We start from the raw sequence: 26,117 nt of genomic DNA on the forward strand, positions 1-26,117 counted from the left end.
CTGGCATCGGCTCGGTGGGGGCCGATGCGGTGTGGGTCGGCTCAGCCGGAGTCGGGTTGGTGGGAGTAGCAACGGCCTGCGCCGGCTCGGCGGGAGCCGGCTCCGTGGTGGATGCCGCAGGCGGTGTCGCGGTCTCGGTCGGCACCGCGTCGGCACCGGTGGCCGCGTCGGTGGGGTCGTCCCCGGCGGCCTGCGCCGGGCGGGGAGTGATGGTCGATCCGTCCGTCGGCCCGGCCGTGCTGCGCAGGGACGGCCAGGAGCGAGCAGAGCTCGGGGCGCCCGCCGGGGTGCCACCGCTCGGGGCCGAGGGGGCGGCGTCGGCGACCGGCCAGGACCAACCCGGGGGAGCAGCCGGAACCGTGGCCCCGCCCGTGGAACCGGCGGAGTCCGCCGGGGCCGAGGGCGCGCCGGCAGGGGACGCAGGGGGCTCCTGCGCGTCGGACGGGCTGTCCGTCGTGGGGGCGGTCTCGGCCGGAGCGGGGTCCGATCGAGACAGGTCGGGCTCGCCCGCCGCGGGAGGGTCGGACGGACGACCAGGGGCGGTCTCGGTCGTGGGGGCGTCATCCGCGCCCGTGGCAGCGGCGCCGGTCGCGGCTGCAGTCGCGCCCACGCCAGCAGCGATCGAGCCGGCCGCACCGGCCGCACCGATCGAGCCGGCCGAGCCGCCCGCACCCCCGGAGCTCGCCCCGGTCGGCCTCGCGCCCACCGGACCCGCACCGCCCGCACCGCTCCGACCCGGACCGCCCGACGCGCTGGTCACGGAGGGCCACCGCCCGGCGTCCGCCGCATGGAAGAGCTCCTGCGCGTGCACCGGTCGCCACGGCTCCAGCTCGCGGACGACCTCGCCGGGGCTGTGCGGGCCGTCCTCGTGCGGTCCGAGCGTGACGGCGCACAGGGTGTCGAGGTCGGCCGGGACACCGGGGACGACCTCGGTGGGCGGTGCGGACGCGGTGCCCAGGGTGGGCGCGGCGGGCAGACCCGGATCGGGCTCCGTGAGCGGGTCGTCCGCGCCGGGCGTCTGCCACTCGGCGAAGGTCGGCAGAGCGCCGGTCGTCGTCGGCGGGGCGGGCCACCGGCCGGTGAGCGCCGCGTAGAGCACCCGAATCAGATCGATGGCGTCACGCCGACTGGCGGCATGGGCACGGGTGTCGGCGAGTCCGAGCAGGGCTCCCTCGACCGCGAGTCCGCGCAGGGTGACCCGTCCGGCGGGGGTGATCACGATGGAGCGGGGCCGCAGGGCCAGGTGGTGCAGGCCGCGGCGGCGCGCCTCCTCGAGCGCTCCGGCGACCTCACCGACGACGGCGCGGGCCTGGTCGGGTGCGAGCGGCCCGGCGGCGGCGAGGTCGGCGAGCGAGCGGCCCTCGACCTCCCCGGTGACGATGATGCCGAGATCCCCGTCCTGGGTGACCTGCAGGATGCGCGCGAGCCGCGGCTCGGTGACCAGGGCGGCCCGGCGAGCGGCGTCGAGGGCTGCGGCGGTGCGCGGTCCGGTGAGGAGATCGACCCGGACCGGGCGGTCCAGGATGGTGTCGGTGGCCGACCAGGGCTCGGCGCCGGGCACGTCGGGGACCAACGGTCGCACCAGCCGATAGCGGCCGCCGACGGTCGTCCCGGTCGACCCCCGACGGGCGCCGCCGGGAGAGGTGCCGGGGCGCTGCTGTGCCACGGGGGTCCTCCTCGGTGTGCTCGGTGCAGGGTGGTCGTTCCCGTCCATGCTAGCCAGCCGACCCGTGCGCGGCGGGGCGGCGCGGCCGGGCGATCAGCGCTTGAGCCGTCGCAGCAACGGGGCCACGGCGGACCGCAGCTCGGTGACGCGCAGTGCCACCAGGACTCCGACGTAGACCCCGGACATCAGCGCACCGCCCAGCACGCAGGCCAGCAGGGCGTCGGCGAAGCTCTGCACCGGGCCGAGGACGGCCAGCAGCCCCAGGCCCGCCGCGGCGGCGAGCACGGCGGCGATCAGCGCCTTCACGTGGGTCTGCAGGACACGGCGGCCGTCGATGCCGTGCAGTCGCCGCCGGATCAGCACCACGGCGACCGCGGCCCCGATCCAGTACGACAGCGCCATCGAGGCACCGGCCGCGGCGACCCAGGACGTCCGGTCGAGGGTGAAGCGGCCGAGCACGGTGCCGGCGACCACGATCGCGGCCATCAGGACCTGGATCGGGAACATCGACCGGGCGTCCTGATAGGCGTAGTAGATCCGCTGGCAGAGGGACCAGACGCCGAAGCCGGTCAGGCCCAGCACCATCGGGACGACCACCTGGGCGAGCGCGTGCACCGCGGCGTCCGGCTGGCCGACGATGAGCAGCCGGCTGAGTGGATAGGCGAGCACGGCGATGCCGGTGGTGCCCAGCACGGTGAACAGGCCGACGGTGCGCAGGCCCAGCGAGAGGTCCGCACGCACTCCCGGGACGTCCTCCGCGGCGGCCTTGGCGGACAGCCGGGTGAACAGGGCGGTGGCCAGCGACACCGTGACCAGCGAGTGCGGCAGCATGAAGATCAGGAACGCCCGGTCGTAGATCGCGTTGCCGGCCGAGCCCCCGTCGCCACCGGCCGCACTGGCGACCACGCTGATCGCCCACACGCCGACCTGTCCGACCAGCAGCCCGGCGAAGGTCCAGCTCGCGACCCGTCCGGCGGAGCCCAGTCCGGAACCGCGCAGTCCCCAGCGCGGGCGGTAGCGGAAGCCGCTGCGATAGAGCGGGATCAGCAGGATCAGCGCCTGGGCGACGATCCCCAGCGTGGCCGACCCGCCGAGCACGACCGTCTGCGCGGTGGACCAGGTGTCCAGGTCGGTGGCCTGCTCGACGCTGCCGAACAGCCGGGAGAACAGCAGGATGCCGCTGATGAACACCAGGTTGTTGACCACCGGTGCCCACATGTACGGCCCGAACGATCCCCGGGCGTTCAGCACCTGGCCGAGCAGGGAGTACAGCCCGTAGAAGAACACCTGCGGGATCGACCAGAACGCCAGCGCGGTGGCGATCGCGGTGGTGCGTGGATCGGCGTAGTCCGAGTACACCCGGACCCACAGCGGCGCTGTCATGGTCAGCAGCAGGGTGAGTCCGCCCAGGAACACGATGCCGACCGTGAGCAGCTTGTCGACGTAGGTCTGCCCGTCGGGACGCCGGTACGCCCGGACCACCTGGGGGACCAGCACCGCGTTGAGCACGCCGCCCGCGATCAGCAGGTACAGCGTGTTGGGCAGCTTGTTCGCCACCGAGAACGCGTCGGCGACGTTGGTGACCGTGCCGATCGCCGCGCCGAGCAACGTGATGTTCAGGACGCCGAACAGCCGGGAGACCGCGGTGCCGGAGGCCATGATCGCCGACGCGCGCCCGAGCCGGACGGTCGAGGCCGCTGCCTCCTCGGTCGACGCGCTCGCGGGGTCGGGGGCGTCTTGGCTCATCAGTCGTCCTTCGTGGTCTCCGCCGACCCTTCGGCCAGCACTCGTGCCCCCCGGCGTGTGGTCTGCCCGCGGCGCACGGTGCGGTAGATGCCGAATGCGAGTCCGGCGGCGAGCAGGGCACCGATCACGATGGTGCCGACGCTCTCGATCGTGGGCGCCACCCGCAGCGAGATGGTCTGCGGCGTCGACAGCTCCCGGCCGTTCTCGGCGATCAGCGAGACGTCGACGTCCACGTCGCAGTTGGCGGTGGCACGCAGGGTGAGGACCACCGGGGTCTCCGAGTCGGCGGCGACCGGCACCAGCGGCGATCGGGTGGTCTCCAGGCAGCCCTTCTGCGGGCGCAGCTCGACCCGGACCGTCGCGTCCTGATCGAGCTCGTTGCGCACGTTCACGGTGATCTGGGAGGACGAGCTGATGACGGTGAACTGTTCGTTGAGCAGGACGGACAGCCCGCTCTGCCGAGCGGTGGCCTGGGCGATCGCGGCCTCGACCGCGGCGGCCCGGCCGTCGGCGTCGGCGCGCCAGGCCACGGACAACGGGGCCAGCACATCGGTGTCCAGTCCGCGCAGCAGCGTGGTCGGGTCCTCGACCACGCTGGCGAAGTCCTCGGCCGACTCCCACTGGGTGGCCAGCGCGTTCACCCAGGCGGGGGTGAGCTCGGCGCTGTCCCGCTCGGTCTGCGGCAGGTCGGCCCGGGTGCTGCCGGTGACCTCCCCGGCTGCCTGGGCCGCGACCAGCTCGCTGATCGAGGTGCTCTGCACCCACGGCGCGGACTCCAGGGCGGTGAGCTGCGCGTCGGCGGCACTGCTCTGCGGGCTCCAGTCGCGCGGGGTGGTGATCAGCACGTAGCTGCCGCCGGAGTCGTCGCCGCGGGCGATGACGGCGGTCTCGGCGAGCATCCGCTGCGCGGCGACGGCCGGGCTGCTCCCGGCCTGCACGGCGTCGGGGTCGGTGAGCAGCTCCGACAGCTGGGTGTCCGGGATCAGCGCGGTGACCGCGCCGCCGTCCGTCTGCACCGTGGCGGGGGCCGAGGCGGTGCCGGAGTCGGAGGAGGGCATCGACCCGGTGCCGGCGACCAGGGCGGCACCCTCGCCCTGCGCGGCGGCCAGCTCGGCGGTGTCCTGGTCGAGGACGGTGTTCGAGCCCCAGAGCAGACTGCTGGAACCGGTGAGCAGCTCGTCGGTCGCGGCCGTCGACGACGTGAGCGCCTGGCTGAGCAGGTCGGTGCTGCCGGAACGGCCGGAGTGCGCCAGCGCGGCGAGATCGGGATCCCCCCAGGGCAGGCGCAGCACCTCGCGGTCCGCGCCGGCGGTGGTGAGGGCGTCGGACCAGGCCCGGTCGGCCCGGCTGCCCGCACTCACCTGGCGGAGCAGGGCGGGGTCGACGGCCCAGGACACCGACTCGTGCTCGGCCGTGGCCTGCAGCAGCCGGTTCAGCCGCCCGCCGGAGGAGGTCAGGGCGTCCAGGCCGCTGTCGGTGCTCCCCGAGTCGGCGGTCGGATCGGCGGTGGGGGTGTCGGCGGGCGTCTCGGTGGCGGACGCCGTCGGGGCGCCCGTCGCGCCCGTCGTTGCGGTGGCGGTCGGGGTGGGCGTGGGCTCTGGCTCGACGCCCTCGTCCTCAGCGGCGGTCGGGGTGACCGCCGGCCCGGTGATCGGGGTCAGGACGCTGACCTGGGTCGGCGTGACCTCCGCGTCGGAGTTCCACAGCAGGAAGCTGCGCTCGATCCCGACCCGGCTGGACCCGTCGCCGACGTCGACCGTCAGCCCACGGGGCCCCCAGGCGTCGGAGGTGCGCGACAGCCCGATGGACCGGGACGGGACGGTGATCGTGACCGAGGCGGTCCCGCCGGGCGGGATCGGGGTGTCCAGGGTCTGGGTGGCGGCCACGTCGCCGTACGGTCCGCTGTCGGTGCTGCTCGCCCACTGCTCCAGCTGCTCCCGGGTGGACATCCGGTAGCGGTAGATCCGGACCGACGCCCGCGGGGAGGTGATCTCCTCGTCGCCGTTGTTCCGCAGGGTGACCGTGACGGTCAGGTCCTCGCCCGGGTCCAGCACCTGCGGGGTGATCGCGGTCAGGCTGACCGCCACCGGCAGATCGTCGCTGGACGGCGCGGCGCTCGCGGGGACGGCGACCAGGCCGGCCAGTCCGAGAGCGACCAGCACGGTGAGCAGCAGCGCCGACCTGCGACGCCTCGGGGCGACCTGCCTCATGCCCCGCCGGCCAGCACCGCGGAGGCGGTCTCGGCCAGTCGACGCTCGTTCGGGTACGCCAGCCGGGACGGCAGTTCCGAGACCGGGACCCACGCCGCGTCCTCCGCCTCACCGTCGGGGTCGTCCTCGACGGTGAGCTCGCCGCCCACGGCGCCGAGCAGATAGTGGTGCACCATCTTGTGCACCCGGCGGTCGTCGCCGGTGAACCAGTAGTCGATGACCCCGAGGCGCCGCACGATGGTGCCGATGATGCCGGTCTCCTCCGCGATCTCGCGGACCGCGGCCTCCTCGGTGGTCTCGGTGCCCTCCAGGTGACCCTTGGGCAGGCACCACTCCAGGCGACCGGCGCGGTTGCGACGGGCGATCACCGCCGCCACGTGCACGCCGCCCGCGACGCGGACCACCAGGCCACCGGCGGAGGTCTCCTCGACCACCGGGAGGGTCCCGCGGGACCGGGTGCCGCGCGGGTCGATCCGCAGCGCGTGACCGCCCGGGGGCGCGGGGATGCCGGCCGGGGGCATGGCTCGGGTCGGCTCGGGCATGCGGCCACTGTAGCCAAGCCACCTCGGCAATAGGCGGGAGCGGCGATCTGGCAGGCTTGGACACCGTGTCCGACCCTCAGAACCCCGACGACTCCCTGGCGACCCTGCGCAAGCGGGCGTTGACCGTCATCGCCGAGCTGGCCCCCGCCGCGCTGGAGCTCGGTGAGCTGTTCCGCGCCGCCGGGCACGAGCTCGCCCTGGTCGGCGGCCCGGTCCGTGACGCGTTCCTCGGCCGGGCCAGCGCGGACCTCGACTTCACCACCTCCGCGACCCCGGACGAGTCGGAGCGGATCCTGGCCCGGTGGGGCGACGCGCACTGGGACATCGGCCGCGAGTTCGGCACCATCGGCGCGCAGAGGCACGGACGCGGTCGCGGCGACGACGTGGTCGTGGAGGTCACCACCTACCGCACCGACGCGTACGACCCGGCCTCCCGCAAGCCCGAGGTCGCGTTCGGCGACACCCTCGACGGCGACCTGTCCCGCCGGGACTTCACGGTGAACTCGATGGCGATCCGGCTGCCGGACCTCACCTTCGTGGACCCGTTCGACGGGTTGAGCGACCTGGCGCGCGGCGTGCTGCGGACACCGGTCGACCCGCGGCAGTCCTTCGACGACGACCCGCTGCGGATGATGCGCGCCGCCCGCTTCGCCGCCCAGCTCGGCTTCACCGTGGACGACGCGGCGCTCGCGGCCGCCACCGACATGGCCGAGCGGATCACGATCGTCTCCGCCGAGCGGGTGCGCGACGAGCTGGTGAAGCTGCTGCTGTCCGCGAACCCCCGTGCCGGCCTGCGGGTGCTGGTCGACACCGGTCTGGCGGACCGGGTGCTGCCCGAGCTGCCGGCGCTGCGGCTGGAGATCGACGAGCACCACCGGCACAAGGACGTCTACGAGCACTCGCTCACCGTGCTGGACAAGGCGATCGCGCTGGAGACCGGCCCGGACGGCGCCGTGCCCGGCCCCGACCTGGTGCTCCGGCTGGCCGCCCTGCTGCACGACATCGGCAAGCCGCCGACCCGCCGGTTCGAGGACGGCGGTGGCGTGAGCTTCCATCACCACGAGGTGGTCGGCGCCAAGATGACCGCCAAGCGGCTGCGAGCGCTGCACTTCGACAAGAACACCGTGAAGCAGGTGTCCCGGCTGGTCGAGCTGCACCTGCGGTTCCACGGCTACGGCGACGGCGCCTGGACCGATTCCGCGGTGCGCCGCTACGTCACCGACGCCGGTCCGCTGCTGGAGCGGCTGCACCGGCTGACCCGGTCCGACTGCACCACCCGCAACCAGCGCAAGGCCCGGCGGCTGTCCGAGGCCTACGACGACCTGGAGCAGCGGATCGCGGAGCTGCGCGAGCAGGAGGAGCTGGCCTCGATCCGGCCCGACCTGGACGGTTCGCAGATCATGGCGATCCTGGGCATCCCGCCGGGGCGCGAGGTGGGTGCGGCGTACCAGCACCTGCTGGAGCTGCGGATGGAACACGGCCCCCTGGGCGAGGAAGCGGCCCGCGAGGCGCTGCTGGCGTGGTGGAGCGAGCGGCAGCAGGGCTGAGACGGTCAGTCGTCGCTGAAGTAGGCGTCGGGGTCTGCGGGGTCGAAGTCGGCGAAGTCGTCGGGGGAGAACTGGCAGGGGCCGATGACGTGGATGTTGAGGAAGAACGGGCCATCGTCGGTGTCGTCGTCGGTGACGGTGGGGCTGAACCGGATGGCGACGCCGTCCTTGCTGATCTGCAGGGAGGGTGAGACGCGGTAGTCGAGCTGGTCGCGGTCGATGGTCCACCCGTGGTCGAGGAAGGCTTGGGCGATGGGTTCGACGAGGTGGACGGTGCCGGGTGGCTCGGCCGGGGTGACCGTGAGGAATCGGCTGGGGGTCCAGTGGATGGTCTCGGGAGCTTCCGTCCAGGTGCTGGTTGCACCGGCGCAGGCAGACCAGTCGTTGTCCCGCCGCTGGTCGAAGTTCAAGTCGAAGTTCAAGTCGGGGAAGGTCTCGCGGGCGTGGGTGACCACGGCATCGGCGAGGGTAGTGGTGTAGTCGTAGGTGCGTTCGGCGTCCCGATCGCGCACCTGCGCCGACGGGCGGTGCGCACACCCCGTGAGCAGTAGGGCCAGCGCCACCGCTGCGGCCAGGATCCGACCTCGGGGCCGGATGGTGGGTCTCGGGTCCCGTTCAGTCATCGGTGAAGTAGGCGTCGGGGTCTGCGGGGTCGAAGTCGGCGAAGTCGTCGGGGGAGAACTGGCAGGGGCCGATGACGAAGATCTTGAGGAAGAACGGGCCATCGTCGGTGAGGTCGTCGGTGACGGTGGGGCTGAACCGGATGGCGACGCCGTCCTTGCTGATCTGCAGGGAGGGTCTGACGCGGTAGTCGAGCTGGTCGCGGTCGATGGTCCACCCGTGGTCGAGGAAGGCCTGGGCGATGGGTTCGACGAGGTGGACGGTGCCGGGTGGCTCGGCCGGGCTGACGATCAGCTGGCGGTCGGGGATCCATTGGATGGTCTCGGGAGCTTCCGTCCGGCTGCTGGTCGCACCGGAGCAGGCAATCCAGTCGTCGTCGAACTTCTGGGTGTAGTTCAGGTCGAAGGTGAGCTCCGGGAAGACCTCCCGCGCATGTGCGACCACCGCGTCGGCCAGAGTGGTGGTGTAGTCGTAGACCCGCTTCGCGTCCCGATACCGCACCTGCGCCGACGGGCGGTGCGCACACCCCGTGAGCAGCAGCGCCAGCACGGCGAGTGCGGCCACGACCCGGCGCCGCGCGTTCACGGCACGTCCCGGGTGGCCGGAGTGAAGGCGGGGTCCTGCATCGGGTGCTCGTACTGCGGGTCCATCAGGCCGAGGGCGACGGCGTCCCGCCGGTCGGTCCACACCGAGACCTGCCCACCGGTCATCACCTGCTCGATGTTCTGCCACGCGTCGGTCTGGGTGTCGAACACCTTGCTGTGTGAGTCGAAGCCCTGGAGGATCGGGCTGGTCGGGTCGGTGCGATCGGTACGGCCGGTCTCCAGGCGGGTGATCCCGGCGAGCCGGTCGGGGTCGGCGCCGTGGCCGAGGATGCCGCCGTTCTTGCCCTGGGTCAGCTCGATGAAGTCGCCGGGGGCGGTCATGGAGTAGCGGGGGGTGTCGGGGGCGGCGTAGTCCTGGATCGAGGTCACCCCGGGTCCGGCGCCGGCGGACTCGATGTGCACGATCCGGTCCACGACCATGCCCTTGGCTTCGGCGGCGCCGACCACCGAGCCGCCGTAGGAGTGCCCGGCCACGGTGATCGTGGCGCCGGTGACCGCCCGTACCCCGTTGGCGAAGGACGCCAGCTTCGGGGCGATGCACGTCGCGTAGATCGACAGGGGTGCTTGGTAGAGCTCGGGCGGCATCGGACCGCCGAGGTAGGTGATCACGGCCAGGCTCTTGCCGTTGTCCGTGACCAAATCCCAAGCACGGGCCCGTTGCTTGTCCATGTTCCCGAACTCGGTCCCGGTCCCGCCCAGCAACACCGCGACGTTGGGGGCACCGGCATGGCCCACCAGCTCCCCGAACTGCCCAAGTGCCGGGTCGAACAGCACGAGCTGGTGCCCGGTGACGATGACGGGTCGACCGTCGGCATCGATGGTGTCGACCTTCTCGGTCAGCAGCCCGTCGTACCAGGCCCGGCTCACCTGCACCGCGCTCAGCTCGGTCAGCAGCTCGGCCCGCTCGCGCAACGCGGACGTCTGGTGGTTCCCCTCGCCGGCCTCGATCAGCTCCAGCAGCGCGGCGATCCGGTCGTCCGCCTCCGTCCGTGCGGCGATGACCGCGATCCGGTTGGCGTCGATCCGGGTCTGCAACGGCATCCCGTCCAGGTTGCCGACCAGGCCGGGGTGGAGCCGGGACAGCATCGCCAGCTCGGCGGCGTCCAGTCCCGCCGTGGCCGCGACGATCGCCGCGATCCGCTGGTCGGTGTCCCGGATCCGCATCGCGGCCACCAGCTGCGGGTACCGGGCGGCGAGCGCACCGGTGGTGTCGGTCCGCATCAGCCGGATCGCGAGTCGGGGGCACGCGGCGAGCAACGCCTCGAACTGCTCGGCGGTCAGTTGTTCGGCCAGCCACCGTGCCGCGGCGTCCCCTGGTGCGCCGTCGGGCAGCGTCTGGACCCACTCCGCCATCGCGGGGGTGGAGCGCGCGAGCAGGTCGACCGGTGCGTCACTGGTGAGTCGCCCCGCCCCGGACCACAACGGCGAGACATCCGCCTGGAGGGCGGCGATCATCGCGTCGTCCAGGCTCTGTCGCTCCCAGCCGAGGCGGTCCAGGACGGCACGGTGGTCCAGGACCTCCTGCTCCCAGCGCTGGACCGCGAGCAGCGCCAGGCGCCGGTCGTCCTGGTCCGGATCGTCCTGGCGCTGGATCGCATGCCAGGCGTCCTCGGCGCGCTGGAGCGCACGCTGGGCGTCCGCGAGGTCCTCGTGGGCGTTCTGCGCCCGGGTGCGGATGCTGTACAGGGTGTGCAGGTAGGTGTTGATCGCCTCCGCCCCGCGCCGTTCCTGCGATTCCAGGGCCGTGATCCGGGCCCGCCGGGCGGCCACCGAGGCCCGCCAGGCGTCGGCGCTCTGCCCGGTCCAGGTCGCCTCGGTGCGATGGGCGACCGCGCCGATCTGCTGGCCGATCTCGGTCAGGGTGTCGAGGTGGTGGGCGAGTCCGAGGACCAGATCCTCCAGCGCGTCCGGGTCTCCGGCACCGGGGTCGTCCGGGGTCCAGGCGCTCATCGCGCGGCCTCGACCCCGGTGGTGGACCGGGTGGCGGCCGCGATCCGGCGGTCGGCGTCCTCGATCAGTTCGCCGCTGCGCCGGATCTCGTCCCCGGCGGTCCAGAGCGCGGCGGACAGGGACCGGCCGGCCTGCGCCTGCCACGACAGCCAGGACTCCAGCGCCGTCTGGACCCGCGGCGACCCGCAGTCGGCCGCGGACAGGTCCAGACCGACCCGCGCGGACCAGTGGTGCAGCTCGGCCTGCGCGGATCGAGCCTCGGCGTCGTCGAGTCGGAGATCGCTCATGGCGACCACCGTCGTGGCGATCAGGCCCGGACGGGGCCGGACCGATCAGATCTGAGTGGTGCCCGCCCGGAATTGAGTGGCACCGCTCAGGTCAGGCCGCGGCCCCCACCGGGTTCGGCTCCGTCGCCCGGGTCCGGTAGAGCACCCCGACCGCCAGGTACGCCACCGCCAGCACCGCGAACACCGGCCGCGACCACCCGGTGTCCGGCAGGGTGAACGCCCCGAGCGCCGCCGCCCCGACGAAGGCCGCGTTGTAGAGCACGTCGTAGAGCGAGAACGCCCGGCCGCGGAACTCGTCGGCGGTGTCCCGCTGCACGATGGTGTCGACGGCGATCTTCGCGCCCTGGGCGGCCAGGCCCAGCAGCAGCGACCCGGCGATCACCGCGGGCCAGGCCACCGTGAACGCGAGCAGCGCCTGGGTCACCGCGGCGAGCACCATGCAGGCGGCGATCCACGAGTGCGGGCCGATCAGCGGGGACACGATCGGGGTGACCACGATGGCCAGGGCGAAGCCGATGCCGGTGGCCGAGCCGATCACGCCGAAGGTGAGCAGTCCCTGCCGGGTGTCGGCCGGGTCGGACAGCAGGTTGCGCGCGATCAGGATGCTGGCGATGAAGACCACGCCGTAGAGGAAGCGGTGCACGGCCATCACGCCCAGTGCACGGCCGGGGGTGCCGCGGCGGACCAGGTAACGGGCCCCGTCGGCGAAGCCGTGGGCGATGGTGCCGAGCCGGCGACCGATCTGCCGGGCGCCGGCGATCACGTCGGGGCCGAGGCGGTCGGGGCCGATCCGGCGGGCGAGCAGGGACGCGCAGACCATCACGACCGCGGCCAGCAGCAGGATCACGAAGTCGCGGATCGAGGTCTGCGGCAGGATCAGGCTCAATCCCAGGCCGATGCCGGTGCCGAGCCCGTTGCACAGGGTGCCCAGGGTGGGGGTGATCGAGTTGGCGGTGAGCAGCAGCTCCCCGGCGACCACCCGCGGCTGGGACGCGGACATCGCGGCCAGCAGGAACCGGTTGACCGACAGGGTGACCAGGGCGAGGACGTAGACCACCGGGTTGACCCCGACGGTCAGGATGACGGTGCCGATCACCACCGCCAGCACCGCGCGGACCAGGTTGCCGATCAGCAGGACCTGACGCCGACGCCAGCGGTCCAGGAGCACGCCGGCCCACGGCCCGACCAGGGTGAACGGCAGCAGCAGCACCGCGAAGGCGGCGGCGACCCCGGTGGCGGTCGTGGCGTTCTCCGGGGAGAAGAAGAACAGCGTGGCCAGTCCGGCCTGGAACAGCCCGTCGGAGCACTGGCTGGTGAGGCGGACGACCAGCAGCTTCCGGAAGTCCACCAGGGGCCAGAGCTGCTTCAGATCGGAGACCACCTGCACGGCGGTCAGGGTAACGGGTCCCGGTGGTGGGGCAGCGGTCCGATCTCGGGTCGCACTTACCCGGTCCGGGCGACGGCACCCACAGGACCGGACGTCCGCCCACTCAGATTGCCCGGATCTCCACCTGGACACCACTCAGATCGTCCTCGGAAAACGCTCAGGCCTCACGGACGAATGCGGTTTCACAGCAACGCTTCGAGTGCTCGATCACTCGCCCCCTGGAGGACCCCATGACGACATCCGCCGCACCCCGGCACCGCCGTGCGGGATCGTCGTCGCGCGCCTGGGCCCGGTCGGCGGTCGCGGCCCTGATCGCCTCGGCCCTGGTCGCCACCGGCATCACCGCCGCACAGAGCGCGCCGCCCGCGATGGAGTTCCTGGTCAACTCACTGGGCACCACCGGGGACGCGTCCCCGGGCGACGGGGCGTGCGCCGACGCGAGCGGGCAGTGCACGCTGCGGGCGGCCATCCAGGAGTCGAACACCCTGAACCGGGCCGCCGGGGAGATCCGGATCGGCGTGGACCCGGCGTTCGCCGGCGGACGGATCGACCTGACCGGTGCCACCTCCACCTGGATGCGGACCACCAGCGTGGCCACCGGTGGGTCGATCGGCGGTGACGGCGGGGCGGTGTTCGAGGTGACGGCCCCGGTCGTCATCGACCTGGAACATCGGATCACTGCCGCGCCGGTCACCACCCTGGACGGACCCGGCGCCGCGGCGTTCTACCTCAACGGCCCGGACATCGAGCTGATCGGGGTGGACCACACCTACACCGGTGAGACCAGCTTCTACGTCGGACCGAACGCCTCCCGCGTGACCATCCGCGACGGTGAGGTGCAGACCGCGAACTACTACCCCGAGCGGTTCGTGGTGGTCCGGGGCGGTGCGAGCGACATCACGATCAGCAACTACGACATCACCGGGTACGCGTCCTCGGAGTCCGAGTGGGGCTGGGGGTTCGTGGACGGTGCGACCACCGCCGCGACGGCGGTGAACCGGCTGACCATCGACAACGTCCGCTATCACGCCAACCTCTCCGGGTCCTGCAACGGCTCGGACGCCACCGGCTGCTCCTCGACCCCGGTCCAGCTGCGGAACCAGCAGGTCAACGGCCTGACCTTCACGAACAACACGGTGACCAACTTCAACCGGGCCGCGGACAACAACAACCGGCTGCTGGACCTGCGCTCGGCGACGGTCGACGGCCTGGTCTGGTCCGGCAACACGATCGTCAACCCGCGGATCTACTCCGGTGAGGCCCTGATCGACTTCGGGGTGGCCGGGGTGGGGGCGACCGTCGGCAGCTTCTCGATCACCGACAACGTGTTCACCGACGTCACGGCTGCCAGCGAGGAGATGAACGGCCTGATCCGCCTCCCCGCGAACACGTCCATCACCGGTTCCGGCCTGATCGCGGGCAACACGTTCCTGGCCGGGGACGCGCAGATGCAGGCGATCTACTGGGACGGCCCGTTCTCGGACGCGGTGAACGTCTCCGCCTCCGGTGTGGTGATCGAGCAGAACCACTTCGACGGGTGGGGGGACAACTCCTCCCGGTCGACGATCCGGCTCTACCAGACCGGTGCGGTGACCGTCCGGCAGAACACCTTCGGCACAGCGACCGGGACCCAGGCCAACACCGTGACCGAGGAGGGCACCGCCTCCGGCTCGTACGCGACCACCATGCTCAGCAACTGGTCGTACGGCGCGAACGGGAAGCTGAACACCTGGTACCCGACCGCCCGGACCAGTGCGAACGTGCAGTCGGCGAACCTGACCGCCCAGCGCTGCACGATCGACCTGGAGGTCGCGCCGCCCAGCGATGCGACCAACAGCGCGGACATCACCGCGGCCCGCTACCCGGCCGTCCCCGCGACCCTGGACCTCTACTGGACGGCGGCCCGCACCGCGGAGGTGTACCTGGAGTCGGTCACCGTCTCCGCGAACGAGCGCACCACGCTGACCGTGGACCTGCCGCTGCCGGGCGACTCCCGTCTCGCGCACCTGCCGGACGGTGCCACCCAGCCGGTCGACCCCACGACCGGCGTGGTCTCGGGCGGCCTGCGGGTACAGACCCAGGACCCGAACGCGGGCGCGACCACCGCGTCCTCGCAGTTCTCCCGGGTCGCGCTGATCGACGGCACCTGCCAGCCCCTGCTGACCATCGACCAGGCCGACGACCAGAACGACCCCACCCTGGCCCGGGACCTGCACTACACCCTGCGCTCCACCATGCCGCTGGACCCCACCAGCCTCACCGTCGACGACGTCACCCTCACCGCCACGGCGACCGCCGACACCATCGATCCGGCCCGGCTGAACCCTCGCGTGGTCTCGGTGACCCCGGTCGAGGGCAGCGACGCCACGGTCTTCACCGTGATCGTCCGGGTGGACGACTCCGCCACGGTCACGGTGGCGCTGGGCGCCGACACCGTGCGGTCCGCACTCGGCCTGAGCAACTCCCAGCCCGCGACCAGCACCGACGACGCGATCACCTTCACCAACCCGCTGGTGGTGAGCCCGGCGAGGTTCACGCTCGTCACCGGCGAGCCGCACGGCAAGGACTACACGATCGGCATCCGCGCGGGCGCGCCGTCCCCGAGCGCGGAACTGGTCTTCACCAGCACCGTGGACCGGTCGGACGTGACCCTGTCCACCAGCGCACCGGTGATCGCCGTCGACGGGGAACGCACCGACCCGATCACCGTCACCGCGGCCGCGGGCGAGGTGCCGGCGAACACCCCGGTGCTCATCTCGCACACCGTGACGTCCGCCGACCCGGACTTCGACGGTCTGGTGGTCCCCTCGGTCACGCCGTACCTGTTCTCCACCGATCCCACGATCGAGATCACCAAGCGTGCCTACACCGAGGTGACCGACAGCTCCACACCCGAGCGGATCGAGGCGACCGGCACCCCCGCGTTGACCGGCGCCCGGCTGATGGACGGCCAGGCGGTCTGCTGGGTCTACACGGTCACCAACATCTCCGCCGACGACTGGGCCACCGTGCTGACCGACGTCGTGGTCACCGACTCGGACACCCGGCTCGGCACCGGCGGGGTGATCGGCACCGTCGCCAGCCTGGGGATCGGCGAGCAGCGCACGCTGTCCGCCTGCGCGGTGCTGATCCCGGCCGACACCACGGCGAGCACGCCGTGACCGCCCGGCGCGTGCTCCCGGCCGCGGGGGTCGCAGGCCTGGTCGTGGCCCTGCTGCTGGGTGGGACGCTGGCGCTCTGGGTGACCGGGACCACGGCCGGCGGCGGACAGGTGACCGCGGGCGACCTGGACCTGACGAGCGGGACGACCACCTGGCGCCAGACCACCCCGGGCGTCACCGAGACCAGGTCGGGGATCGTCGACGGCACCGTCCCGGCGGACTTCTTCACCATGCCGGGCGACGTGATCGAGGTGGTCCAGCCCGTCTCCGCGACGCTGCGGGGGGACAACATCGAGGCCGGGCTGACGGTGCGGTTCGCCGACCCGTCCACGGTCGCCCCGGACGTCGCGGCCGGCCGGATCGCGGTCGGCTTCGCGGTGCTGGACGCCACCGGGGCGCAGGTCGCACCGGCCACCGGCTCCGCCGCCCTGGGCGACACGGTCGCCGTACCGGGCCTGACGGGCGACGCCGCCGGGATCACCACCGACTGGACGGTGGTGATCCGGGTGGACGTGCTCGGTGAGTACGTGTGGACCGACGGCGCACCGATCGCCGCGGTGGGACTGTGGTCGGCCGGCGACGTGCTGGTCGAGCTCCGGCAGGTGCGGACCGGGGGAGCGGGATGACCCGGGCGCGCGGTCTGCGGACGCTGATGGCGGGCGGGGCCCTGGTCCTGGCCGGGGGGCTGGTCGCCCAGGCCCTGTGGTCCGCCGGGCAGCAGAGTCTCGAACCGCGGATGCGCACCGGCGCGGTGAGCTTCGCCGCGCAGGTCGGCCACGACGCGAGCACCCGGGTGGTGTCCACCGCGGGCGAGGCGGTCACCCTGACCCTGCCCGGCACGCAGGTCACCCAGGTGCTGGACCAGCTCGGACCCGATCCCGACCCGGTGTTCTGGCGGTTCCGGCTCACCGGCGCCGCGATGGGCATCACCGGTCTGGTCGCCGACGTGTCGGTGACCGCGCAGGTCGGCCCGGACGGCGACGAGCACGACCTGTCCGCCGGGGTCGCCCAGGAGGGCACCGTGCTCGCCGGGTCCGTGGTCAAGGTCTACCCCGCCGCGGCCGGCGGCGACTGCTCCGTCCTGCCCGCCACCCCTGAGGGGGAGGAGCACCGCAACGTGCTGGTCTACTCCGGCACGCAGCACCCGGTGCAGGAGGCCGGGGCCAACCCCGCCGGCGACCTGGTCACCAGCGAGTGGTGCGTCGCGATCGACTGGGACGACGACCCGGACGGGCGCTACGCCAACGAGGTCCAGGTCGCCGGGACCGCCGTGGACGGGAGCGTCAACCACGACCTCGACGCGTGGGAGAGCGCGGTCGCCTTCCCGCGGACGCTCGACCCGATCGGCGACTACGTCAATGACGCCTGGGTCCGGGCGCTCGCGGCGGACGGCACCACGGCCCGGGACGACGACTCCTGGCGCGCGGTGCTCTACCCGGACCCCTCCGCCGAACCCGATGTCGTCCTCACGATCGACCCGGCGATCACGAACCTGAACCCGCAGGTGGCGACCGGCGACCGACCGGTCCTCGCCCCATGAGTCCAGCACCCCGAACCCCCCTGCCCCGAGTCCGGGGCCATCAGAGAGGAACACCCGAGATGCACACCACCCCTGAGACCCCGGTCGTCGTCGTCACCGAGCAGAGGAGGCGCCGGACCGGCCTGCTGTGGGTCGCCGGCGGTGCCGCCCTGCTGCTCGGCGGCTCGACCTTCGCCCTGTGGTCGGCCAGTGACACGTTCGCCGGCGGCGCCGTCACGGCCGGTGACCTGAACATCGTCCAGGCCGCCGACACCAGCTTCTGGGACGTCTCCGCCGACCGGGCGGACGCCACCGCCACGGTGACCGGCACCGACGGGTCGCAGAAGGGCCACGCCGTCACCAGCATCGCCGACTGGCGGATCGTCCCGGGGGACAAGGTCGCCGCCTCGTTCTCCGCGGACGTGACGCTCGAGGGCGACAACCTGGTCGGCAAGCTGACCCTGGACGGCGCCGAGGCGAACAGCCTGGCCAACACCGGGATGACCTACACCTACGAGGTCTACCAGGCGGGCACGCTGGTGGTCGCGGAGACCGCGCTGCCGACGACGGCCGGTGCCTCGCTGCTGTACCTGTCCGCGCCCGGCACCGGCCAGGCGACCGGAGCCGAGGACGCCGACGGCACCACGGTGCTCGCGATGTCCGCCACCACGGAGGACCTGACGGTGGTGGTCTACGGCAGCTTCGACGAGGCGACCGCCGACCGGGACCAGGTCGCCGCCGTCGACACCCTGGCCGGACTGACCGTGACCCTGGAGCAGGTGCGCGACACCGGCGTGCAGTTCTCCTGATCACCGTGGGGGGTGGCCTGCGCGCCACCCCCCACCCCGACCGTCCGCACCCCGCGCCGCCGACCCCGAGAGGAGCACCGTGGCCCGATTCCGCAGCCCTCGCCGCTGGTACGACTCGCCCTGGCGGATCGCCGGACAGGCGGTGTCCAGCGCGCTGGTGATCGCCCTGATCGCCGTGGTCGTGGCCCTGCTCGGGGTGCCGAGGCTGACCGGCGGTGCCTCGCTCACCGTCCTCTCCGGATCGATGGAGCCCACGTTCGCGCCCGGCGATGTCCTCGTCGTGCGCGGCGTGACCGGCGACGACGTCTGCACCGACGTCGGGGTCGGTGACGTGATCAGCTACTTCCCCGAGCCGGGCGATCCGACGCTGATCAGCCACCGGGTGGTCGGCAAGAGCATCGGCGACGTCGGCGACGGCACCCGCTGCCGCCTGGTGACCCGTGGCGACGCCAACACCGCGGTCGACGCGCCGGTCTCACCGGAGCAGGTGCGCGGGGTGCTGCTGTACGGCGTGCCCAAGCTCGGCTGGGTCCGGCAGTGGGCGGGGGAGCACGTGCAGACGCTGATGGTCGCGGCGGCCGTCGCGCTGATCGGCTGGGGCGTGTGGTCCTCGACCCGGCGGCCGCGGACCCGGGTGTACGCGCTGCCCACCGGCCCGGACGGGGACGGCGGGGCCCCGGTGGCTCGGACCGGCACCGTGCCGACCTCTCCCACCCGGGCGGCGACCGCCCTCGACGACCGCGAACTGCGCGCCCGGGAGCTCGACCTGCACGCCCGCGAGCTCGCGCTGCGCGAGCGGGAGCTGGCGTTCGCCCGGCACCGCGCGGGCCTGGAGCCGTCCGGTCCCGGACCGGTTCTCGCGCCGGCCCCGACCGCCCCCTCGACCGTTGGACGTGACACCTGATGGCCGCCCGCACCCTTCTGCTGCCCACCGCGACCGGCGATCCGCGGGCTGTCCGCTACGACGACGGCACGCTGTCCGCGCGCGGCCGCGGGCTCGCGGGGATCCTCGCCACTCTGCTGCTGATCGGCGGCGTGGGGGTGCTGGCGGCCGCCGGGATCACCCCGACCACGGGCGGTTCCCGCAGCGGCGCGGTGGCCACGTCCGCCGCGCCGACCGGCGATCCCGCAGCGTCGAGCGGGGGCCGGGCCGCCACGAGCGCAGGCCGGACCGCCACGAGCGCGGTCCCGGCCGCCGAGACGGTCGCCAGCGCGATCGTCGCCGAGTGGGACGGGCCCACCGTGCACGTCGACTGGACCGGTCGGACCTATCGCACCGTCGAGGCGGACTTCGTCGGCGACCGGGTGGCGGTGCCCGGGGACCGGGTCTCCCGCACCCTCACGCTGCGCAACGACGGGCCCTCGGACGCGGTGCTGACCGTGGCGCTCGCGGTCGGTCAGGATCTGCCGGCCGGCACGGCGAATCCCGACCTCGCCCAGGCCGTCGAGCTGTTCTGGGACGTCGCGGGCGTCACCGGCGCCGAGCGGTTCGCCACCCTGCTCGACCGGACGACGCCGACCGTGGCCGAGGTCGCGGTGCCCCGCGGCGGGACCGCTCGGATCACCCTCGGCTTCGAGCTGCCCGCCGACACCACCGCCCACCTGAACGCGGCCACCGACTCCACGGCGTTGACCTTCCGGGTCGAGGCCCGGATGCAGGGCGACACCACCGTGACCCCCCGCTCCGGCGTGCTGGCGGTCACCGGGTCGCAGGTGCTCGGCGCGGTCCTGGTCGTGGTCGGCCTGCTGCTGGCCGGCTGGCTGCTGCTGCTGATCGCGCGACGCCGTCGACGGTGCGCGGACTGCGGTCGGCCCGTGCATCGTCGCGAGCGCGACTGACCGCTCAGAGCCGCCCGGAGGCCACCAGCGCCGCGACCACGATCCCGGCGGTCGCCAGGATCCCGCCGACCGACCCGGCCACGACGATCCCGGCCAGCTGCACGCCGCCCATCCGCTCCTTCCAGCCGAGGGCACGGGCCGGTTCCCGGATGATCCGGTGCCCGTCGTCGGAGGAGAAGCGGTAGTCGACCACCTGCTGCCCGTCCGGACCCCAGATCTTCTCGGAGGACCGCCGGATCGTCCGGCCCTGGAACTGCTCGGTGCGGGCCGACGCGGACAGGACCGGCAGCCCGGCGGACCAGGTGAGGTCGTCGTGGTCGTCCACGATGGTCAGGCGGTGGGTCGACTCGTCCAGCCGCACCCGGTGCTGGACCACGACGCGTCGGCCACCCGCGCCGAGCGGACCGTGCCAGTGGGCGTCGGCGAGCCGGATCCGGAGGTCGAGGCCCTCGGCGGTCGGGACCACCTCGTAGGGGGTCCCGGCGGCCCGGGCGGTGACGGCGGTGATGAGGTCGGCGGCTGTCGAGGTCACCCAGGATGGTCGCACGCGGAACGGCCCCGCCTCTCGTTCGTGAGAGACGGGGCCGTTCGTGCGTTCCGTCAGGGGCGAGGTCTCGCTGCGCTCGTCCTCACCCCGCGCCGGACTCCGGTCAGCGCTCGATGTCGCCGCGGATGAAGGCCTCGACCAAGCCGCGACCCTCCTGGTCCTCGTGCTGGACCGGCGGGGACTTCATGAAGTAGGTCGACGCCGACAGGATCGGGCCGCCGATCCCACGGTCCTTGGCGATCTTCGCGGCGCGGACGGCGTCGATGATGATGCCGGCCGAGTTCGGGGAGTCCCAGACCTCGAGCTTGTACTCCAGGTTCAGGGGCACCTCGCCGAACGCGCGACCCTCGAGGCGGACGTAGGCCCACTTGCGGTCATCGAGCCACGCGACGTAGTCAGACGGGCCGATGTGGACGTTGCGGTCGTCCTTCTTGCCCGCCAGCGGACCGTCCTGCAGGTTCGAGGTGACGGCCTGGGTCTTGGAGATCTTCTTGGACTCCAGGCGCTCGCGCTCGAGCATGTTCTTGAAGTCCATGTTGCCGCCGACGTTCAGCTGGTACGTGCGGTCCAGGATGACGCCGCGGTCCTCGAACAGCCGGGCCAGGACGCGGTGGGTGATGGTCGCGCCGACCTGGGACTTGATGTCGTCGCCGACGATCGGGACACCGGCGTCCTCGAACTTCTTGGCCCAGACCGGGTCGGAGGCGATGAACACCGGCAGGGCGTTCACGAACGCGACGCCCGCGTCGATGGCGGCCTGCGCGTAGAACTTGTCGGCCTCCTCGGAGCCCACCGGCAGGTAGGACACCAGGACGTCGACCTTGGCGTCCTTGAGCACCTGGACCACGTCCACGGCCTCGGCGTCCGACTCCTCGATGGTCTGCGCGTAGTACTTGCCCACGCCGTCCAGGGTCGGGCCGCGCTGCACGGTCACGCCGAGCGGCGGGACGTCGGCGATCTTGATCGTGTTGTTCTCCGAGGCGCCGATGGCCTCGGACAGGTCGAAGCCGACCTTCTTCGCGTCCACGTCGAACGCCGCGACGAACTGCAGGTCGGAGACGTGGTAGTCGCCGAACTGCACGTGCATCAGACCGGGCACCTTGCCCGACGGGTCGGCGTCGGCGTAGTAGTGCACGCCCTGGACAAGCGACGAGGCGCAGTTGCCCACACCGGCGATCGCAACGCGGATGGCAGTCATCCTCGCTCCTTCTGAGGTTGAGCCGCTGGGTCAGCACCCGCGGCGTTCGTGCGGTGATCGACCTGCTGGTCGGCTCCGCTGGGACGGGCGCCGCGGGTGCCGCGCTCGTGGTCGATGAGGTCGTCGAGCCAGCGGACCTCGCGCTCGACCTGGTCGAGCCCGTGGCGCTGCAGCTCGAGGGTGTACTCGTCCATCCGCACGCGGGTGCGGGTGAGCGAGTCGTGGATCAGCTCCAGCCGCTCGGTGAGCCGGGTCCGCCGGCCCTCCAGGATGCGCAGCCGGGTCTCGGCGTCGGTCTGCCCGAAGAACGCGAACCGGAAACCGAAGTTCTCGTCCTCCCACGCGGCGGGGCCGGAGGAGGCCAGCACGTTCTGGAACTGCTCCTTGCCGTCCGCGGTGAGCTGGTACACGATCCGTGCCCGCTTGCCGGACAGGGCGTGCGCCGGGGCCTCGGACCCGTCGGAGCCGGAGATCCAGCCCCGGGCGGCCAGCGACTTCAGGCACGGGTACAGCGATCCGTAGCTGAGGGCGCGGAACGATCCGAGCAGGAGGTTGAGCCGCTTGCGCAGCTCGTAGCCGTGCATCGGGGAGTCGTGCAGCAGCCCGAGGATCGCGGACTCGAGCACATCGGACCGTGCGCGCATCTGCCCTCCCTCGACCCTGAGCGCCCCGACCGGTCCGATCCGGACGGATCGAACCGAGAGCTCGACGTGATGTATCGAATTGATACATCGAGGACGATAGGGGACCGGGACGATCCGGGCAAGCACCCGGAATCGGCAGGGTGCGGCAGCCGCCAGGGAGCGAGCTGAGAGGATCGCGCGGGCTCGAAGACGCCTCGTAGCGATCGCGTGAAGGTCGGACCCGGACGGGTCACCCCGGTCGGCCGGCGGAACCCGCTCCCGCATACTGATCCGGGCCCGGCAGCCTGGACGGCGGGGAACGGCGGGGGACACCGAAGACAGGAAGGCACACCGTGGCAGGCACCAACCGACGGTCGACCGGCACGTCCGGCTCCCGCTCCGGGAGCGCGTCGACCCGGTCCACCAGCGCCCAGCGCACCGTGAAGGACCCGCGGGGCCGTCGGCGGCTGATCGACTACCCGCGCCGCGGCTACACCGGCTTCCGGCGCTGGATCCCGTCCTGGCGCTTCGTGGTCGGCTCGATCACCGGCTTCGTCTTCCTGTGCCTGGGCGTCGGCGTCGCCGCGTACGCGCTGACCGAGGTCCCGGAGCCGGACGCGTTCGTCGAGGACCAGACCAGCACCGCCTACTTCTCCGACGGAACCACGCCGATCGGCACCTTCCCCGGCCCGAACCGCAACCTGGTCGACTACGACTCGCTGCCGGCCTACGTCGGGCAGGCCGTGGTCGCCGCCGAGGACCGGACCTTCTTCGAGAACCAGGGCGTGTCGATCACCGGCATGGCCCGGGCGTTCTACAACAACATCACCGGCGGCAAGACCCAGGGCGGGTCGACCCTGACCCAGCAGTACGTCGAGCGCTACTACGTCGGATCGACCACCACGTCCTACCTCGGCAAGGCCAAGGAGACGCTGATGGCGATCAAGATCGCGCAGACCGAGACCAAGGAGCAGATCCTCGGCCGGTACCTCAACACCATCTACTTCGGCCGGGACTCCTACGGCATCGACGCCGCCTCGCTCGCCTACTTCGGGCACTCCTCCGCAGAGCTGACCGTGCCCGAGGCCGCCATGCTGGCCGGGATCATCCCGTCGCCGAACAACTGGGACCCCGCGGTCAGCCCGGACAAGGCCGAGCAGCGCTGGAACTACGTGCTGGACCACATGGTCGAGGACGGCTACGTCACCCAGGCCGACCGGGACGCGATGACGTTCCCGGCCGTCGTGCCCTTCGAGCGGTCGGACACCTACGGCGGCACCAACGGTTACCTGCTGCAGTACGTGAAGGCCGAGCTGATCGCCAACGGCGTCAGCGACGAGATCATCAGCTCCGGCGGCCTCAAGATCACCACCACCGTGGACGTCAGCGCCCAGCAGATGGCCGTCGACGCGGTCGGCCGGCTGCGCAGCGGTGAGCTGTCCGACGGCGAACAGCCGAGCGCCAACCTCAAGGTCGGGGTGGTCACCACCGATCCGGCCAGCGGCGGCATCGTCGCGATGTACGGCGGTGACGACTTCCTCGCCGACCAGTACAACCGCGCCACCTACGCGGTGCAGGCCGGGTCGACGTTCAAACCGTTCACCCTGCTCGCCGCGCTGGAGGAGGGCATCCCGCTCACCAGCCGGTACAACGGCAACAGTCCGCAGACCATCGACGGCTGGGACGGCAGCGCGGTCAACAACTTCGGTGGCACCGACTACGGGAACATCGACCTGATCAAGGCGACCGCGCAGTCGGTGAACACGGTCTATGCCCAGCTCAACCTGGAGGTCGGGCCGGAGAAGACCGCCCAGATCGCCACGGACTCCGGCATCACCACCCCGGTGAGCTCGGTGGCGTCCAACGTGCTCGGCGTCGACGACGTGAAGCCGGTGGACATGGCCAACGCCTATGCCACGCTCGCGGCCCAGGGCCAGCACCACCAGACCTACATGGTCCGGGAGGCCGCCTACCCGGACGGCGACGTCGCCTACAGCGGGGACAACCAGGCCACCACGATCTACAGCGCCGACGTCGCGGCCGACGCGACCTACGCGATGACCCAGGTGGTCCAGCAGGGTTCCGGCAAGACGTGGGTCAAGCCGCTCGGCCGGGAGATCGCCGGCAAGACCGGTACCTCCAACGAGAACAAGTCCGCCTGGTTCATGGGCTTCACCCCGAACGTCGTCACCGCCGTGGCCCTGAGCCAGGTGGGCGAGGACGGCAACTCCCGGGTGACGATCGACCCGTGGGGCGGCGTGAGCGAGGTCACCGGGTCGACCTGGCCCGCCGCGCTCTGGGCGTCGTACATGGAGCAGATCTTCACGCTGCCGCAGTACGCCGAGGAGCTGAGCTTCCCGGACCGCGCGAACGTCGGGGCGACCTCGGCGCCGGTCCAGACCGCGGTGCCCACCGAGGCGCCGACCGAGGAGGCGCCGGCGGAGCCGGAGCAGCCCGCCACCGTCGCGGTGCCGTCGGGGCTGGAGGGCCTGCTGTCCAGTGACGCCCAGGCGGCGGTGACCAACGCGGGCCTGGCCGCCCAGGTGGTCGAGCAGCCGTCGTCGTCGGTGGCCAGCGGCCGGGTGATCTCGATCAGTCCGGGCGCGGGCAGTCAGGTGGTACCCGGATCGGCGGTGACGATCGTGGTCTCCACCGGACCGGAGGTGGTCCCGGACCCGGCGCCGACGGCGACCCAACCCGCGGCCGACGCGGCCGACCCCGGGACCGGCGGCTGATCGGGTCCCGCGACCGTCGTCCGACCGGGTAGACTCGTTGGCTGCTGTGCCCTCACGTCGTCGCCATCGACGAACCGGAGGGCACGGTCACGCAGCTCGCACGTCATGTGCGAACCCTCCTGCCACGGAACGACCGTGGCCGCCGAGACCAGAGGAGGTGGGTATGAGCCTGCGTCAGTACGAGATGATGATCATCCTCGACCCCGAGACCGACGAGCGCACCGTCGCTCCGTCGCTCGACAAGTACCTGTCGGTCATCAAGACCGAGGGCGGCACCGTCGACAACGTCGACATCTGGGGCCGTCGTCGTCTGGCCTACGACATCCAGAAGAAGTCCGAGGGCATCTACGCGGTGGTCGACTTCTCGTCCACCCCGGCGACCGCCAAGGAGCTGGACCGTCAGCTGGGCCTGAACGAGGTCGTCCTGCGCACCAAGGTGCACCGCAAGAACGCCTGAGCGTCGGTGCACGCGGATAGCGTGCAACGGAACTCACCCCTTCACGAGCCCGAGGAGCACCCATGGCCGGTGACACAGTCATCACGGTGGTCGGAAACCTCACCGCCGATCCGGAACTGCGGTTCACGCCGTCCGGAGCAGCGGTGGCCAACTTCACCGTGGCGTCCACCCCGCGCACCTTCGACCGTCAGAGCAACGAGTGGAAGGACGGCGACACGCTGTTCCTGCGCTGCTCGATCTGGCGCGAGGCCGCGGAGAACGTCGCCGAGTCCCTGACCAAGGGCACCCGGGTGGTCGTCCAGGGCCGGCTGGTCCAGCGGTCCTACGAGACCCGTGAGGGCGAGAAGCGCACCGTCTACGAGATGCAGGTCGACGAGGTCGGCCCCTCGCTCCGTTACGCCTCGGCCAAGCTCACCCGGACCCAGCGGTCCGGCGGTGGCGGCGGCTTCGGCGGCAACGGCGGCGGCGGGGGCAACTACGGTGGCCAGCAGGGTGGCGGCTTCAACGGTGGCGGCGGCGGGGGCAACCAGCCCGCCGACGACCCGTGGGCCACTCCCCAGGGTGGCGGCGGTGGCGGCTACTCGGACGAGCCTCCGTTCTGATCCGCATCCGGGTGGCCTGAGCGCCACCCACCCCATTCACACCCCATCCCGGGGCATGGCAACGCC

General features: G+C 72.3%; 22 protein-coding genes. 10 read left to right on the top strand and 12 right to left on the bottom strand.

Going from position 1 to position 26,117, the window contains the following annotated elements:
• The 4 genes from OGL89_RS02900 to OGL89_RS02915 form a co-directional block, all read right to left on the bottom strand.
• The coding region (locus OGL89_RS02900; protein ID WP_263118366.1) for a hypothetical protein at window positions 1-1,666 on the bottom strand (1,666 nt) is incomplete at its 3' end.
• Between the two features lie 93 nt (window positions 1,667-1,759).
• Window positions 1,760-3,412, bottom strand: coding sequence for a lipid II flippase MurJ (locus OGL89_RS02905; RefSeq protein ID WP_263118367.1), 1,653 nt, complete (start codon window positions 3,410-3,412; stop codon window positions 1,760-1,762).
• Window positions 3,412-5,622, bottom strand: coding sequence for a DUF6049 family protein (locus OGL89_RS02910; protein WP_263118368.1), 2,211 nt, complete (start codon window positions 5,620-5,622; stop codon window positions 3,412-3,414). The genes OGL89_RS02905 and OGL89_RS02910 overlap by 1 nt, the downstream gene beginning before the upstream one ends.
• On the bottom strand, window positions 5,619-6,164 hold the full coding sequence (locus OGL89_RS02915; RefSeq protein WP_263118369.1) for an NUDIX hydrolase: 546 nt from the start codon (window positions 6,162-6,164) through the stop codon (window positions 5,619-5,621). Before OGL89_RS02915 ends, OGL89_RS02910 begins: the two co-directional genes overlap by 4 nt.
• A gap of 65 nt (window positions 6,165-6,229) precedes the next feature.
• On the opposite strand from OGL89_RS02915, the gene OGL89_RS02920 reads away from it, so the two are divergent.
• Entirely contained in the window at window positions 6,230-7,711 is a 1,482-nt protein-coding gene (locus OGL89_RS02920; RefSeq protein WP_263118370.1) for a CCA tRNA nucleotidyltransferase, read from the top strand.
• Between the two features lie 5 nt (window positions 7,712-7,716).
• Here OGL89_RS02920 and OGL89_RS02925 read toward each other — a convergent pair whose 3' ends face one another.
• The 5 genes from OGL89_RS02925 to OGL89_RS02945 all read right to left on the bottom strand — a co-directional run bounded on the left by OGL89_RS02925 (window position 7,717) and on the right by OGL89_RS02945 (window position 12,561).
• Window positions 7,717-8,166: a hypothetical protein gene (locus OGL89_RS02925; RefSeq protein WP_263118371.1), complete on the bottom strand. Its 450-nt coding sequence runs from the start codon at window positions 8,164-8,166 to the stop codon at window positions 7,717-7,719.
• A gap of 160 nt (window positions 8,167-8,326) precedes the next feature.
• Window positions 8,327-8,917, bottom strand: coding sequence for a hypothetical protein (locus OGL89_RS02930; protein WP_263118372.1), 591 nt, complete (start codon window positions 8,915-8,917; stop codon window positions 8,327-8,329).
• Entirely contained in the window at window positions 8,914-10,887 is a 1,974-nt protein-coding gene (locus OGL89_RS02935) for an alpha/beta hydrolase family protein (RefSeq protein ID WP_263118373.1), read from the bottom strand. Before OGL89_RS02935 ends, OGL89_RS02930 begins: the two co-directional genes overlap by 4 nt.
• A complete protein-coding gene (locus OGL89_RS02940; protein WP_263118374.1) occupies window positions 10,884-11,174 on the bottom strand; it encodes a hypothetical protein in 291 nt (96 codons plus the stop codon). Before OGL89_RS02940 ends, OGL89_RS02935 begins: the two co-directional genes overlap by 4 nt.
• 91 nt (window positions 11,175-11,265) lie before the next feature.
• Window positions 11,266-12,561 carry an MFS transporter gene (locus tag OGL89_RS02945; protein WP_263118375.1) on the bottom strand — a complete coding sequence of 432 codons (1,296 nt, stop codon included), beginning with the start codon at window positions 12,559-12,561 and terminating at the stop codon, window positions 11,266-11,268.
• Between the two features lie 230 nt (window positions 12,562-12,791).
• Between OGL89_RS02945 and OGL89_RS02950 the strand changes: the two genes are divergently transcribed.
• The 6 genes from OGL89_RS02950 to OGL89_RS02975 all read left to right on the top strand — a co-directional run bounded on the left by OGL89_RS02950 (window position 12,792) and on the right by OGL89_RS02975 (window position 19,889).
• A complete protein-coding gene (locus OGL89_RS02950) occupies window positions 12,792-15,722 on the top strand; it encodes a hypothetical protein (RefSeq protein ID WP_263118376.1) in 2,931 nt (976 codons plus the stop codon).
• Complete coding sequence (locus tag OGL89_RS02955) at window positions 15,719-16,348, top strand: hypothetical protein (protein ID WP_263118377.1); 630 nt, start codon at window positions 15,719-15,721, stop codon at window positions 16,346-16,348. Before OGL89_RS02950 ends, OGL89_RS02955 begins: the two co-directional genes overlap by 4 nt.
• A complete protein-coding gene (locus OGL89_RS02960; RefSeq protein WP_263118378.1) occupies window positions 16,345-17,262 on the top strand; it encodes a hypothetical protein in 918 nt (305 codons plus the stop codon). The genes OGL89_RS02955 and OGL89_RS02960 overlap by 4 nt, the downstream gene beginning before the upstream one ends.
• A gap of 59 nt (window positions 17,263-17,321) precedes the next feature.
• Complete coding sequence (locus OGL89_RS02965) at window positions 17,322-18,050, top strand: alternate-type signal peptide domain-containing protein (RefSeq protein ID WP_263118379.1); 729 nt, start codon at window positions 17,322-17,324, stop codon at window positions 18,048-18,050.
• 79 nt (window positions 18,051-18,129) lie between these two features.
• Entirely contained in the window at window positions 18,130-18,954 is an 825-nt protein-coding gene (locus OGL89_RS02970) for a signal peptidase I (RefSeq protein ID WP_263118380.1), read from the top strand.
• Window positions 18,954-19,889 carry a hypothetical protein gene (locus OGL89_RS02975; RefSeq protein ID WP_263118381.1) on the top strand — a complete coding sequence of 312 codons (936 nt, stop codon included), beginning with the start codon at window positions 18,954-18,956 and terminating at the stop codon, window positions 19,887-19,889. Before OGL89_RS02970 ends, OGL89_RS02975 begins: the two co-directional genes overlap by 1 nt.
• A gap of 4 nt (window positions 19,890-19,893) precedes the next feature.
• Here the strand turns inward: OGL89_RS02975 and OGL89_RS02980 are convergent, their stop codons facing one another.
• The 3 genes from OGL89_RS02980 to OGL89_RS02990 all read right to left on the bottom strand — a co-directional run bounded on the left by OGL89_RS02980 (window position 19,894) and on the right by OGL89_RS02990 (window position 22,278).
• Window positions 19,894-20,421, bottom strand: coding sequence for a hypothetical protein (locus tag OGL89_RS02980; RefSeq protein ID WP_263118382.1), 528 nt, complete (start codon window positions 20,419-20,421; stop codon window positions 19,894-19,896).
• A gap of 118 nt (window positions 20,422-20,539) precedes the next feature.
• Window positions 20,540-21,634: an inositol-3-phosphate synthase gene (locus OGL89_RS02985; protein WP_263118383.1), complete on the bottom strand. Its 1,095-nt coding sequence runs from the start codon at window positions 21,632-21,634 to the stop codon at window positions 20,540-20,542.
• Window positions 21,631-22,278, bottom strand: coding sequence for a PadR family transcriptional regulator (locus OGL89_RS02990; RefSeq protein WP_263118384.1), 648 nt, complete (start codon window positions 22,276-22,278; stop codon window positions 21,631-21,633). The genes OGL89_RS02985 and OGL89_RS02990 overlap by 4 nt, the downstream gene beginning before the upstream one ends.
• 332 nt (window positions 22,279-22,610) lie before the next feature.
• Here OGL89_RS02990 and OGL89_RS02995 point away from each other — a divergent pair, with 332 nt between their 5' ends.
• From OGL89_RS02995 to OGL89_RS03005, 3 genes are all read left to right on the top strand, one after another.
• On the top strand, window positions 22,611-24,992 hold the full coding sequence (locus tag OGL89_RS02995) for a transglycosylase domain-containing protein (RefSeq protein ID WP_263118385.1): 2,382 nt from the start codon (window positions 22,611-22,613) through the stop codon (window positions 24,990-24,992).
• A 163-nt stretch (window positions 24,993-25,155) separates the two neighbouring features.
• Complete coding sequence (rpsF, locus tag OGL89_RS03000; protein WP_263118386.1) at window positions 25,156-25,449, top strand: 30S ribosomal protein S6; 294 nt, start codon at window positions 25,156-25,158, stop codon at window positions 25,447-25,449.
• A 62-nt stretch (window positions 25,450-25,511) separates the two neighbouring features.
• Window positions 25,512-26,051: a single-stranded DNA-binding protein gene (locus OGL89_RS03005; RefSeq protein WP_263118387.1), complete on the top strand. Its 540-nt coding sequence runs from the start codon at window positions 25,512-25,514 to the stop codon at window positions 26,049-26,051.
• The last annotated feature ends 66 nt before the right edge of the window (window positions 26,052-26,117 follow it).

Source organism: Cellulomonas sp. RIT-PI-Y, assembly GCF_025642745.1.
In the GTDB taxonomy this organism is placed as follows: Bacteria; Actinomycetota; Actinomycetes; order Actinomycetales; family Cellulomonadaceae; genus Cellulomonas.